A 14,151-nucleotide genomic window follows, 5' to 3' on the forward strand; every position below is an offset into this window, starting at 1 on the left:
GCATTGTTGAAGTAGAATAAATCTCCTTTGGTCGATTTATTTCCAATTCAACAAGCTAAAATTATCATTATAATTTTTATTTTTTTATTTCACTTTTAAGACTGAAACGTGAGCTTCATCATAAGGAATTCCTGATTTAACTATCGAAAAACATTGTTTTAATAGTTTATTGGAAACTGCGATTAATGCTAGTTTTTTACTCTTTCCTTTGTTGGTTATTCGTTCAAATATTGCTGCACAACCCTTATTATGTTTATAGGCGCTAAAAGAACATAAGAAAAGTAAATTCCGTAATTTTCTATTACCAACTTTGCTTATTCTGGCTCTACCTCTTACACTGCTTCCACTTTCTCTAATTGTGGGTGTTATTCCTGCATAACTACACAATTGTGATGACGTCTCAAACTTCTTAAAACCATCTGTAACTACTATTAAAAACAACGCTGTCTTCAAACCAATACCAGGAATACTTTGCAATAGCGTCAACTGTTTTTGATGTTCTTTCTTTACTAAAGACAACAATTTATGCTCTATTCCTTTTAACTCTTTATCTAAATATTTAAGCGTTCGTTTTAGTGAACGATACACATAAGGTGATGGGATTCCTAAAACTTTTTCGCCGTGAATTTTGTTTTTTGTAGCCGTTCTTATTTTTAATTGATTATCCATCAAGCGAAACAACTGCAAACATTCACTTTGAACATCTGTAAGTGCAGTATAAAAAGGTACTTCTTGGGTTAATCCATAATTACAAATCGCTTTTGCATCAGCCTTATCCGTTTTTATCTTTGCTAATTTCATCTGTACAAATCGCTTGATAGACAAAGGATTTACAACTGAAACACAAATACCTTGCTTGTACAAAAACTGAGCAAACCTGTAATGATAATAACCTGTAGCCTCCATAACTACTAAACTATTTTTGGGTAGTAATTTGCGAAACTTTTTAAAGCCTAATTCATCATTCTTGAATTGTAAATGACCTTGTATACTACCATAACAATCGAAGACATTTTTACTAATGTCAATTCCAAAAATTTCACTATATTTATTCATAAGAAAATGTTTTATGAAAGAATAACCTACTGGAATCACAACAACTTAAAATCGAGATCTAAAGTCTCACAGAACTGAACGTAATTTTAGTAGAAAAGAGAGAGGATTATCAGTGTTGTCTGAGTCTAAACTCAACCGTATATAGTAACCTTAATTCTCTCTTTTATTCTTTCTGATTAAGTATCAAATTTATTAAAAGACAAACTTAAGACGTATAAAATTAATGGCTATTTTTACATCACTTGGTAAATTCCTCCGGAATTTCGCCGTTCGTGTTTTATTTACTAAATTCACTGCTTAAACAACGCAACAAAGCTTATACAACAATGTTAGCGAATCTGAAAATCGCCCCCAAAAAACAAGTGTTTTACAAGTTCATTTAACTCTCGAAATCAAAAAACCTGATACCATTTGCAAACAAATGATATCAGGTTTTATATTAAAAATAACTAAAGTTATTTACTTATTTAATTTCAACAACTTCAAGGTCAAAAATAAGATCTCTTCCTGCTAAAGGGTGGTTACCATCTATAACAACCGTGTCTTCTTTTACCTCAACAACTACTAAATTTATTTCTTGTCCGTCTGGTGTTTTAGAAATTAAACCCATACCAACTTCTGGTGCCATATCTTGTGGCAATTGTGCTTTTTTAATTTCTTGAATTAAATCTTGGTTTACATCGCCATAAGCATCTGCCTTTGCAATTTCTATGGTTTTCTTTTCATTCAATTTCATATCTAACAAACCTTTCTCAAAACCAGGAATTAATCTTCCTTCTCCTAAAGTAAATTCAATTGGTTCTTTTCCTTCAGAAGTATCAAAAACCTCTCCACTAGATAATTTCCCTGTGTAATTTACTTTTACTGTATTATTTTCTTTTACTTGACTCATACTATATTATTAATTTAAAAAATACGCTTTGCATAATTCTTACACAAAACCTATTTTAATTTCAATTTTACAATAATTTACCTTCTAAAATCAGGCCAAAGTATAAAAGGTAAATTAATCAGCAACTATGTCAGTTATACTAAAATAAATGTCAGAAAAACTGCTAAAATACTTGATATAAAGTAGTAACAATAACACCTTTATTATCCTCCAATTTAATAGAAGACAGTTCTTTTTCTGCAATAACTTTAAAATTAAAAGGAGCTGCTAATAAGTTAATGCCACTTTGTTTTTTAATCCTTATTCCTTGTCCGGATATAATATCTTTATTCGGTGTAAAATCTCCTGTTGGTAAATGTTCAGTTAAAATTACATACTTAAAAGCTAATAATTTAGCCACAATAGCAATTACTTCTGCATTGGATAAATGTTGTAAAACCTGTCTTACTAAAACACAATCTGCTTTTGGTAATTTATCTTTTGCAATATCCAAACAATGAAATTCAAGATTTTCTTCTTGAAAATTCATATTATTATAGTTGATTAGATCTGATACAATATCTACCGAAATGTATTTTTGTGTGTATTTTACAAGTTGATTTCCTACATTAAAATCTCCACATCCTAAATCGCAAACCGTAATAGGAATCTTAAACGAAGTTAAAAAAAATGTTATTGCATTAATATACGGCGCTACAATTTCTGGTTGATGAGATCCATTTCCTGAATAAAATTTTGATGAGTTTTCTCCCCAGAGTTTTAACTCATAAATCTGTTCCATAGCATCTTTAGTGGGCCAAGGTTTTTTTATTGGCTTCATACTTTTTTCTTTACAACAAAAAACTTATTACTTTTAAGATTACTTATAAACTTCCTCTAAACTTACAACTTCTTCATCTTTTCTTCTCCTAAAGATTTGATTCGATTTTACATCCGCAATAGAATCAACTCCCATAGCTGCAATCATTTCTTTAACAGCTGTAATCGTTTTATTGTGATAATTTTTTACTCGTACATTTTTCTTTTCAACTACTAAAGCTTTTACCAAATCTGGATCTTGAGTAGCAACACCTACAGGACAAGTATCTAAATTACATTCTCTAGCTTGTATACATCCTAAACTAAGCATAAAACTTCTTGCCATTCCAATAGAATCTGCCCCTAAAGCCAATAACTTTATAATATCGAAAGCATCAATTGCTTTACCAGCAGCTATAATTTTTATTTGATTTTTTAAATTATACTTTATCAATAATTTATTTATAAATACTAAACCTTCTACTAACGGAGTTCCTATATAATTTGTAAATTCCATTGGTGCAGCTCCTGTACCACCTTCTCCACCATCTATAGAAATAAAATCGGGGTAATTATTAGCTTTAGAAAATGCTTTAAACATTTCTTCAATTTCTTCATTATTACCTACACAAAATTTAATTCCTACTGGTTTTCCTTCGGATAAATCTCTTACTTTTTGAATAAAAGTAATCATACTCTCAAAATTTAAAAAAGCAGAATGGCTTGGAGGAGAATCTACTTGTGTACCAGGTTCTACTGCTCTAATTTTAGCTATTTCAGGTGTATTTTTCTTAGCTGGCAAAATTCCGCCATGACCAGGTTTTGCACCTTGAGAAAATTTAATTTCTATCATTTTTACTTCTGGGCGAATTGCATTTTCTTTAAAAATTACATCGTCAAATACTCGTTTTCCATCTACAGATTTTCCTGCACCAAAATACCCTGTTCCTACTTGAAAAATTAAATCGCCACCTTGTAAATGATATGGAGAAATTCCGCCTTCTCCAGTATTATGTGCAAAATTTGCCATTTTTGCTCCTTGATTTAATGCCATAATTGCATTTTTACTCAATGATCCAAAAGACATTGCAGAAATATTAATAATTGAGCCATTGTATTTTTGAGAGCATTTATCGGAACCAAAAATAACTCTCTCTCCTGCGATATCGTGATGATTTTTAGGAAATAGTGAATGTTTTACAAATTCGTAACCTTTTGCATATACGTTATGTTGTGTTCCAAAAGGAACCGTATCTTTTTGCAATTTTGCTCGTTGATAAACTACACTTCTTTTTTCTCTATTTATTGGAGTTCCATTTAAATTGTCTTCTATAAAATATTGCTGAATTTTATCTCTCTCTTCTTCAAACAACCAACGTAAGCGTGCTACTAATGGAAATGCTCTTAATAAAGAATGTTTTGTTTGAAAACTATCATAAATTGCAATTAAACTTAAAATTACACTGATTGATAATAGAATTATAGTACCTATTTGTGGCACAAAATAAACCAAAGATCCACATAAAAGTGTTATTACAAATAATACTGAAAGTATAGTATTTCTCATTTTTTTTAACGTTTTAACGAACTATCAAAAATAATCTATTCCTTTGAAATGATGAAAATAGTTTACAAGTATGTTGCGTTAAGGATTGAAACGGCATCCTTTTTGTTTTTCGCAAAAAGATATAGTGTAAAGCCTGGCCTGAAAGGGAACGCTCAAATAAAAAAAGTCTTAAATAATTTCATTGAGATACTGAAACAAATTTAGCAGATTCCGAAATAAATTAAAAGCAAAGAAAAACTCCAACAAATTAATGTTGGAGTTTTAAATATGTTGAAAATTCTAAAAAGATTACTTTTTGAATTTTGCGTATTTGTTTTTGAACTTGTCAATACGACCTGCAGCATCGATAAGTTTAGATTTACCAGTGTAAAATGGGTGAGATGTTCTTGAGATCTCTAGTTTTACTAAAGGATACTCTACACCGTCTACTTCTAAAGTTTCTTTAGTGTCTACTGTAGAACGAGTTAAAAACACATCTTCGTTAGACATATCTTTAAATGCTACCATTCTATAATTTTCTGGATGAATTCCTTTCTTCATTGTTTTATATTTTAATACTTTAATGTTATGTTTGTATACGTAAAATTGGTAAAGTTTTTCGCAATGTTCTAAATAGTTAATAATTAACCATTTTGAGGATGCAAATTTAACCTTATTTTTTAATTTACAAATAAAAAAATGTTTTTATTTGATGTTTAAAAATTATTAATAAGAAAAACTAATAATTTTACCCCAAAAACGAGCTAACATGTCTCATAATTACATGTTTAATACTAAAATATAAAATCCATAAAATGAAGAAAATTGCTTTTCTTATCCCTTTTTTAGCTACTCTATTATTCACATCTTGTAATGAAGAATATAAATTTACTTTAGAGGTTGCAAAAAAAACAACTTTAAACTCTAAGGTAAAGGTAACTTTAAAAGAAAAAAATAATAATAAGGTTGATAAAATTCAATTTTTTGTGAATGGTAAAGAAATAATTGCTGATGGAAATACCGCAATAATAAATACTGCCTCTTTAGGTGTAGGTAAACATATTGTTTCTTCTCTTGCATTTTACCCAGGAAAAACAAAAAAAACGAACAACTCTTTTGAGGTTTTTGCAAATATTCCTTATCAAGCTTACTCTTATAAAATAATTAACACCTATCCGCATGATACAAAAGCTTATACACAAGGCTTAGAATATTATAATGGTTTTTTATATGAAACTACTGGAAGAAGAGGGCAATCCACTTTAAGAAAAGTAGATATTAAAACGGGGAAAGTATTACAAAAAATTGATTTAGATAAGAAATACTTTGGTGAAGGTATGACTATTGTTAATAATAAAATTTATTGGTTAACTTGGGAAAACAATAAGGGGTTTATTTATGATTTAAAAACCTTTAAACAGAAAGGTGAATTTAAGTATAATAAAAGTAAACAAGGTTGGGGTTTAGCGAATAGCACAACTGAGTTAATAAAATCTGACGGAACTAATAAGATTTGGTTTTTAGATGCAGAAACTCAAAAAGAAAAAAGATATATTCAGGTTTATAATCATAAACAAAAAATATCTCAACTAAATGAATTAGAATACATTAATGGTAAAATATATGCTAATTACTGGCAAAAACCTTTAATATCTATAATAAACCCGAATAATGGGGTTGTAGAAGGTATTGTAAATTTATCTGGCTTGGTTAAAGAAATGGAAAAAACTCAAAAATTAGTTGATCAGGATGATGTTTTAAATGGTATTGCTTTTGACAAAGAAAACAACAGACTATTTGTTACTGGAAAAAACTGGGGTAAACTCTTCGAAATAGAATTAGTAAAAAAATAATAAACCTTACATTTTAAAGTTCTACTTTTAAACAAAATTGTTTTATGCGCTATATCATCACTTCAATTATTTGTATTGCTTTAATAACTGTAAGTTCTTGTAGAAAGGATTTTTCTACGATACCTAGTTTTGGTAGTTTAGAATTCTCAAAAGATACTGTGTTTTTAGACACAGTTTTTACAAACATAGGTTCTGCAACCTATAATTTAAAAGTATATAATCGTAGTAATAAATCGATAACAATTCCTAAAATAGCTTTAGAAAACGGTACTACTTCAAACTACCGTTTAAATGTTGATGGTATACCAGGTAAAACATTTAATGATATTGATATTTTAGCAAATGATAGTGTTTACGTTTTTATAGAAACAACTATTAACGCAAGTAATATAATAAACCCACTATATACTGACAAAATATTATTTGATAATGGCTCAAATCAGCAAGAAGTAGACTTAGTAACTTTGGTGCAAGACGCTAATTTTATTTATCCTGGTAAAGATCCAATTACAATGAAAATTGATAGTTTAACAATTAACGGGGAGCCAACAAATATTAAAGGTAGATTTTTAACTGACTCAGAATTAACCTTTACCAATACAAAACCTACCGTAATTTACGGTTATGCTGCTGTTTCTTCAAACAAAACACTAACAATAGAAGCTGGAGCTCGAATTCATTTCCATGACAATTCGGGTTTAATTATAGATGATAAAGCAACACTAAAAGTAAACGGAACATTAACAGAAAAAGTAATTTTTGAAAGCGATAGGTTAGAACATGGTTTTGATAAAGTTCCTGGTCAATGGGGTACAATTTGGATGCGTGCCGGTAGTAAAGAAAACGAAATTAATTTTGCCGAAATTAGAAACGGAGTTATTGGCGTTTTAATTGATAGTATTGGCTCAACTACTACTCCTACCTTAAAACTACAAAACACAGAAATTTACAACCATTCTAATTACGGAATACTTGCAAGGGAAACTAATATTGAGGCCCACAATGTGGTTATAGGCTCTGCAGGACAAGCTTCTTTAGCCGCAACAATTGGAGGAACTTATAATTTTACACATGCAACCTTTGCAAATTTTTGGAACAATGGTATTAGACAACTACCAGCTGTTTTGATTAATAATTTTTTCGTTTACCAACAAAATGGACAAGAAATAATAGAAACTAGAGATTTACATGCTGCTAACTTTACGAACTGTATTTTTGATGGGAATAATAATATTGAATTTATTTTAGATAAAATTGAAGGAAGTGTATTTAATTATAATATTAGTAATTCTATGATTCAATTTAATGACACAGGAAACTCATTTGCAGATAATACAGAACTAAATTTTGATACCAACTCTAATTATGATAACATTATCTTAAATGGTATATCTAATTTTAGAAACTCACAAAATGAAGATTTTATTATTGGGCAAGATTCTGACGCAATAGGTAAAGCTAAAACAACTTCTATAGCTTTAGATATTTTAGGAGTAAATAGAACAACAAACCCTGATATTGGCGCATTTCAGCATATTATTTTTGAGTAATTAATTCACTTTTTAGTTTAAAATAGAAAGAATAATAGTTTTTAATAGCTACTATACTCCATATAATAGTTAAATACCATACTTTAAACTGTTGCCCAAAAATTGCTATTGAATGTTGTTTACCGTCAGAAAATTCGTAGATTAGAATTACTGTAGCTAATACTGCCCAAAATAAATTTAAATATTTCGTTTTCATAGAAAAATAATTTAAATTCAGGGGAAGCATGATCTTAAACATCTATCTAATAAGCTACTAAGATACTTCTTTTTTCTTAAAATAAAAAACTCACACTTTTAGTTTTTAGATTTTTTACTTCGTTTAAAAAAAGTTATTAAACTCCCAATTGAAATTAACAACCAAACACCTCGATATATCCAAATGTTAATTTCGACATGAAAAAGTGTCTTTGTTTTATCTCCATTTAAAAAAGTAAAAACAATAATTACGATCCCAACTAATACCCAGAGTAAATTCCAAAAATTATTTTTCATTTCTTTTATTGCTTTTTATAAACAACGCCATTTTTCATTACAAAAACAACATTTTCCATCGTAGAAATATTTTTAGTTGGATCATCATTTACAGCAATTATGTCAGCAAAAAAACCTTTTTTAACTTGCCCTATTTCTCCTTGCATTTTTAGAATTTTAGCATTCGTAATTGTAGCAGACTGTATCGTTTCTATTGCTGGCATACCCGCTTCTACCATAAAACCAAACTCTTTCCCATTTGCTCCATGCTTAAAAACTCCAGCATCTGTTCCAAAAGCAATTCCTACTCCTTTTTTATAAGCTCTAGCAAAAGTTCCTTGTATTTGAGGTCCTACTGCTAATGCTTTAGGAATAACAACATCCGGATAAAACCCTTTTATTTTTGCTTTAGCTACCACTTCTTTACCTGCTGTAATTGTAGGTACTAAATACGCATCATGTTTTTTCATAATCTCCATAGTCTCATCACCCATATAAGTACCATGTTCAATAGTTTTTACACCTCCAATAACAGCTCTTTGCATACCAACATCTCCGTGGGCATGAGCAGCTACATGCATCCCATAATCTTTTGCCATATCACAAATAGCCTTAACTTCTTCAATTGTAAATTGAGGATTATCTCCAGATTTAGCAACACTTAAAACACCTCCAGTTGCAGTTATTTTTATACAATCTGCTCCATTTTTATAACGTTGTCTTACAGCTTTTTTTGCATCTTCTACAGAATTTACCACACCTTCTTTAGGCCCAGGATTTCCTAATAACTTTCTACTACTCCCATTGGTTGGATCTGCATGACCTCCCGTTGTAGCTAAAGCACTACCTGCTGTAAATACTCTTGGCCCTGGAATTTTGCCTTCATTAATTGCATTTCTCAAAGATATATTTACTCCCGTACCTCCCAAATCTCTTACTGTTGTAAACCCATTTTTAAGAGTTCTTTTAGCAAATTTTACAGAATTATATGCAATATCTGCTTCATTTAAAATATACTCATTTATCCTTGCATTTTTATCATACTCCATTTCTAAATGCACATGCATATCTATTAACCCAGGCATTACTACCTTGTCTCGTAAATCTATAGAAATTCCAGATTTTGGCATAACATAACCGTCCATTACATCAATAATTTTATTTTTTTCAACTACAATAGTTTTTTTAGTATTGATTTTACCAGATTGTGTGTCAATCAATTTACCACATAAAATATAAGTAGTTTGTGCTGTTATATTCTGCATAAAAAAAATAACAATAAAAAGTAGAACTGTTTTTTTCATTTGTTTAAAATTAATTCTTAAATGTATGAAAATTTAAGTAGATTGCTGCTGTAAAAATTTTAGTTTTAAATGAAAAATGTAGTTATTACAGGTACTAGTAGAGGAATTGGCTTTGAACTAGCAAAACAATTTGCCAATAAAGGACATCAAGTTTTGGCTATTTCTAGAAATACAAAACCTTTAGAAGCTATAAATCGTAAAAATATTACTTTACTTTCTGTAGATATTTCTAATAATTCGGATATTAAAAAGGTAACTTCTTTTATAAAGAATAACTGGAAAAAATGTAGATATTTTAATAAATAATGCAGGTAAACTGATTAACAAGCCTTTTACAGAGTTAACTTCTAAAGACTTTTTAGAAGTTTATAAAGTAAATGTTTTTGGTGTTGCAGAAATTACAAAAAACTTAATTCCGTATTTACAAAAAGGAAGCCATGTTGTAACTGTAAGTTCTATGGGAGGAATACAAGGAAGTATGAAATTTCCAGGTTTAGCAGCATACTCTTCTGCAAAAGGCGCAGTAATTACTTTATCAGAATTATTAGCAGAAGAATATAAAGAGCAACAAATAGCTTTTAATGTTTTAGCTCTTGGTGCTGTGCAAACAGAAATGCTAGAAGAAGCTTTTCCAGATTACAAAGCACCTCTTTCCGCTGAAGAAATGGCTAATTATATTTTTGACTTTTCATTAACTGGAAATAAATATTACAACGGTAAAGTTTTACAAGTTTCATCTACAACTCCATAAAGAAAACCTTAAATTGAATTTAAGTTACCAAAATTTCATTCCCAAAAAAGCGATTCCTTATGTTCAATTTTTAATTGATGAACATTCTTTCGATTTAATAATAGTAAATCAAAGACAGACAAAACATGGTGACTTTAGACAATTACCTAATGGACGGTTTCAGATTACAGTAAATAATAACTTAAATAAATATCAATTTTTATTGACTTTAATTCATGAAATAGCACATCATGTTACTCATCAAAAATTTGGCAGAGTACAACCTCACGGAAATGAATGGAAAACAGTTTTTCAACATTTAATGCTTCCTTTCTTACGACCAGAGATTTATCCCATAACAATATTACCTCATCTAGCTAATTATTTAAAAAACCCAAAAGCAAGTACAGATACCGATGTAAATTTAGCATTAGCTTTAAAAGGGAACGAAGCTGCAAGCGGTAAAAGTTTTATTTTCGAAATCCCCTTTGAGAGTTTCTTCATTTTTAAGGATATTATCTATAAAAAAGGTAACAAACGAAGAACTAGATTTGAATGTTTAAATGTTGCTACAAAAAAATATATCTATTCAATCAGAATGTAGAAGTTAAACTTTATAAACCATAAAAAAGCATCCAATTGGATGCTTTTTTACTACTTATCTCTTTTAATAAACAAAGTGTCTAACTCCATTTCTTTTTGAAGCCAACTTCTTAACTCTCTTTCTTTAGGAGCAATTATACTATCTGGTAATTTTAAATTCCATTTAATTGTAGCTACAGGAATAGTATCAATTTTAATAAAGTCATTAGATGATAAAACACTCGCAAAACCAATTGCTTCAATATCTACATATCTAATTTTTGCATCTTTAGCAATTCTACTAAAAGCTACAATTTTTTGATTTTTATTCAAAGCATCTTGCTCAATTCTGTTATTCAATTTAGTGATATCTTCCTGAAGATCTGAGATTTGTTTATGTAAGCCTGCAATAATATTTTTACTTTCTTGCAATTCTTCTCTTTTCTCTTTATATGCAGTAGTAATCAATTCAAAACTCTTAGTATCACTTCCTTTAATTTCTATTTTAACATCTTTTAAATTTGCATACCTTGGGTCATTAATTAATTGATTTTGCAGCATATTTTCCTCGGCCTCACTAATTTCATTAAAAAAGTTTAAACTAATAATCTTAGTTTTAATATTTAAATCTTTATCTATTAATTGATATTTAGGATTAGAATCTATCTCATTTTTTACATACTTAGAAAACTGAGAATCCATTCTACTTTCATCCAAGGCACTTATAAAAGTATAAACTGCAGGTATCATAACTGCAATACCTACTACTGTTGCTACAGTTGTGTAACGTTTTCTTCTTGCAGCGTTCGCATATTTATGCATTGGAAAACTTAATAATTTTAATACTATAAAGGTTGCCAAGGCAATAAAAATAGTATTAATTGTAAACAAAAATAAAGCTCCTAAAGCATATTCGAATCCTTTAGGATTTCCAGAAAAACCATTTGCTAACCCAAAACCCGCAGTACATAAAGGTGGCATTAATGCCGTTGCAATAGCTACACCGAAAATTACAGAAGCTACAGTTCCTTTTTTAGTTCTAGCAACCATTAAGGCTAATCCCCCAAAAAAAGCAATTAAAACATCTCTAATATCTGGCTTAGTTCTTCCTAACAATTCTGAAGTTTCCTCACCAGCTCCTGGAAAAAAATAAAAATATACAAATGAAGCCAATAAGCTTAAAACTATCATTGTAGCTAAACTTATTGCGGACTTTTTAAAAATTTCAATATCATTAATTGCAAACGCACTACCAATACCTAAGATTGGCCCCATTAAAGGCGATATTAACATAGCACCAATCACTACCGCTGTTGAATCTGCATTAAGCCCTATAGAAGCCACAAAAACAGCAAAAATAAGAATCCAAGCTGTAGCTCCCTTAAAAGGAATGTCAGCTTTTATAGCATTTATAGTAGCTTCATGATCTGTATCATCTCTAAAGTCTAAAAGCTCTTTCAAATACTTTTTAATACTTTCAAATAAACCTTTGGCTTCATTTTTAATTTCAACCTTAGATTCTTCTACTGAAGTATTATTCAAATTATTTTCTCCCATTATATATTAAATTAACTGGTGAAAGATACAAAAAAAGTAGATTATTGTTTTTTTATTTTTTGTTATTAACAACAAAAAACTCTGCATATATATGCAGAGTTTTTTCAACTTGTGACCGGGCTGGGGCTCGAACCCAGGACCCTCTCCTTAAAAGGGAGATGCTCTACCAACTGAGCTACCAGGTCATACTTGTTTTAAGCGGCTGCAAATATATAATTTATTTACAAACAAACAAACTTTTTTTTTATTTTATTTCATTTAAATATGCTTCTCTTACTTTTTTAAATAAATTAGAGGAATACACAAAACTTACAACAGCCTCATTGTCAGTTTTAAATATCTCATCACTGCTACCTTCCCACGCTTTTCTTCCATTCTTTAAAAAAAGAATTTTTTCTCCAATTTCCATCACAGAATTCATGTCATGAGTATTTATAACTGTTGTAATGTTATATTCATCTGTAATCTCTTGAATTAAATTATCTATTACAATAGCTGTCTGTGGGTCTAAACCAGAATTTGGCTCATCACAAAACAAATATTTAGGGTTCATAACTATTGCTCTTGCTATTGCAACTCTTTTTTGCATCCCTCCAGATAACTCAGCAGGAAATTTTTTATTAGAATTTTCTAAATTAACTCTTTTCAACACAAAATTAACTCGATCCAACATTTCTGATTGAGACTGTTTTGTAAACATTTTTAAAGGAAACATAATATTTTCTTCTACAGTTTGAGAATCAAATAATGCGCTACCTTGAAAAACCATACCTATTTCTTGTCTCCACTGCCTCTTTTCTTCATTAGAAAATTGAGTATTAGCTTTCCCATCAAAAGAAATTGTTCCAGCTTCTGGAACATGCAACCCTATCAAAGATTTTAGAAAAACTGTTTTACCAGAACCACTTTGCCCAATAATTAAGCTTGTTTTTCCTGGTAGAAATGTAGTAGTTATTCCTTTTAAAACTTTAACGTCTCCAAAACCTTTATGTAAATCTTTAACTTCTATCATTTAGGTAAGTAACATTTGAGTTAGAAAATAATTAGCAATTACAATTAAAATAATAGTCCAAACAACTGCCTGCGTACTTGCTTTACCAACTGCTATTGAACCACCTTTTACATAATAACCATGATAAGAAGGAACCGTTGCAATTAAAAAAGCAAAAACTAATGTTTTAATCATTGCATAAGTAATTAAAAACGGATTAAAAGTTGTTTGCAATCCTTCTACATAATCTACTCCAGCAAATAAACCAGATAAAACACCTGCAACCCATCCTCCAAATATGCCTAAAATCATTGCTAGAAGAATTAAAAAAGGGTAAAAGAACACTGTAGATATTACTTTTGGTAGCACCAAATAATTTAATGAATTAATCCCCATAACTTCTAGTGCATCTATTTGCTCTGTTACTCGCATAGCTCCAATACTAGAAGTTATATATGAACCTACTTTACCTGCTAAAATAATTGAGCAAAATGTAGGTGCAAATTCTAAAATTATAGATCTTTTAGCTGCAAAACCAATTAAGGAATCTGGTATGAAAGGGCTTTCTAAATTTAAAGCAGTTTGTAAAGCAATTACTCCACCAATAAAAAAGGGAATAAACATAACAATACCAAGAGATTTTAAACCAAGCTCTTCTATTTCTTTCATTAAAGCTTCATAAAAAACCCTACCTTTTTGAGGTCTTTTAAAAACCTGCGTAAGCATTATAAAATATTTACCAATATGCTCTATGTAATTCATAGATTTAATTTTATGCTAAAGTATTAAATTTACATGAATAGACTGTTAATTTGAAGCAA

General features: G+C 29.5%; 13 protein-coding genes, 1 tRNA gene and 1 pseudogene. 4 read left to right on the forward strand and 11 right to left on the reverse strand.

Features of this window, described 5'->3' with window-relative positions; all coding sequences use genetic code 11:
• Nucleotides 1-84: 84 nt before the first annotated feature.
• The 5 genes from N5A56_RS09820 to N5A56_RS09840 form a co-directional block, all read right to left on the reverse strand.
• Complete coding sequence (locus tag N5A56_RS09820; RefSeq protein WP_265724304.1) at nt 85-1,056, reverse strand: transposase; 972 nt, start codon at nt 1,054-1,056, stop codon at nt 85-87.
• A gap of 463 nt (nt 1,057-1,519) precedes the next feature.
• Nucleotides 1,520-1,948, reverse strand: coding sequence for an FKBP-type peptidyl-prolyl cis-trans isomerase (locus N5A56_RS09825; RefSeq protein ID WP_265725302.1), 429 nt, complete (start codon nt 1,946-1,948; stop codon nt 1,520-1,522).
• Nucleotides 1,949-2,111: 163 nt separating this feature from the next.
• A complete protein-coding gene (locus tag N5A56_RS09830) occupies nt 2,112-2,768 on the reverse strand; it encodes a class I SAM-dependent methyltransferase (RefSeq protein ID WP_265725303.1) in 657 nt (218 codons plus the stop codon).
• A 39-nt stretch (nt 2,769-2,807) separates the two neighbouring features.
• Entirely contained in the window at nt 2,808-4,313 is a 1,506-nt protein-coding gene (locus N5A56_RS09835; protein WP_265725304.1) for an FMN-binding glutamate synthase family protein, read from the reverse strand.
• A gap of 288 nt (nt 4,314-4,601) precedes the next feature.
• On the reverse strand, nt 4,602-4,853 hold the full coding sequence (locus N5A56_RS09840; protein ID WP_068363688.1) for a type B 50S ribosomal protein L31: 252 nt from the start codon (nt 4,851-4,853) through the stop codon (nt 4,602-4,604).
• 254 nt (nt 4,854-5,107) lie between these two features.
• Here N5A56_RS09840 and N5A56_RS09845 point away from each other — a divergent pair, with 254 nt between their 5' ends.
• A complete protein-coding gene (locus tag N5A56_RS09845; protein WP_265725305.1) occupies nt 5,108-6,145 on the forward strand; it encodes a glutaminyl-peptide cyclotransferase in 1,038 nt (345 codons plus the stop codon).
• Between the two features lie 44 nt (nt 6,146-6,189).
• On the forward strand, nt 6,190-7,695 hold the full coding sequence (locus tag N5A56_RS09850) for a hypothetical protein (protein WP_265725306.1): 1,506 nt from the start codon (nt 6,190-6,192) through the stop codon (nt 7,693-7,695).
• Here the strand turns inward: N5A56_RS09850 and N5A56_RS09855 are convergent.
• A complete protein-coding gene (locus N5A56_RS09855) occupies nt 7,682-7,891 on the reverse strand; it encodes a hypothetical protein (RefSeq protein ID WP_265725307.1) in 210 nt (69 codons plus the stop codon). The two genes, N5A56_RS09850 and N5A56_RS09855, sit on opposite strands and share 14 nt — an antisense overlap.
• 301 nt (nt 7,892-8,192) lie before the next feature.
• Nucleotides 8,193-9,470, reverse strand: a complete 1,278-nt coding sequence (locus N5A56_RS09860) for a metal-dependent hydrolase family protein (protein WP_265725308.1) — start codon at nt 9,468-9,470, stop codon at nt 8,193-8,195.
• A gap of 69 nt (nt 9,471-9,539) precedes the next feature.
• On the opposite strand from N5A56_RS09860, the pseudogene N5A56_RS09865 reads away from it, so the two are divergent.
• Both N5A56_RS09865 and N5A56_RS09870 read left to right on the forward strand, forming a co-directional pair.
• A pseudogene (locus N5A56_RS09865) lies at nt 9,540-10,221 on the forward strand (SDR family NAD(P)-dependent oxidoreductase).
• A 13-nt stretch (nt 10,222-10,234) separates the two neighbouring features.
• Nucleotides 10,235-10,804, forward strand: a complete 570-nt coding sequence (locus N5A56_RS09870; RefSeq protein WP_337994784.1) for a SprT-like domain-containing protein — start codon at nt 10,235-10,237, stop codon at nt 10,802-10,804.
• A 50-nt stretch (nt 10,805-10,854) separates the two neighbouring features.
• On the opposite strand, the gene N5A56_RS09875 is transcribed toward N5A56_RS09870, so the two are convergent.
• The 4 genes from N5A56_RS09875 to N5A56_RS09890 all read right to left on the reverse strand — a co-directional run bounded on the left by N5A56_RS09875 (nt 10,855) and on the right by N5A56_RS09890 (nt 14,092).
• On the reverse strand, nt 10,855-12,339 hold the full coding sequence (locus N5A56_RS09875; protein ID WP_265725311.1) for a DUF389 domain-containing protein: 1,485 nt from the start codon (nt 12,337-12,339) through the stop codon (nt 10,855-10,857).
• A 112-nt stretch (nt 12,340-12,451) separates the two neighbouring features.
• Nucleotides 12,452-12,524, reverse strand: a tRNA-Lys gene (locus N5A56_RS09880).
• 59 nt (nt 12,525-12,583) lie between these two features.
• Nucleotides 12,584-13,351, reverse strand: coding sequence for an ABC transporter ATP-binding protein (locus tag N5A56_RS09885; protein ID WP_265725312.1), 768 nt, complete (start codon nt 13,349-13,351; stop codon nt 12,584-12,586).
• Complete coding sequence (locus N5A56_RS09890; protein WP_265725313.1) at nt 13,352-14,092, reverse strand: MlaE family ABC transporter permease; 741 nt, start codon at nt 14,090-14,092, stop codon at nt 13,352-13,354. It lies immediately after the preceding gene.
• Nucleotides 14,093-14,151 lie beyond the last annotated feature (59 nt).

Origin of the sequence: Polaribacter ponticola (genome assembly GCF_026191475.2) — a bacterium.
Lineage (GTDB): Bacteria > Bacteroidota > Bacteroidia > Flavobacteriales > Flavobacteriaceae > Polaribacter > Polaribacter ponticola.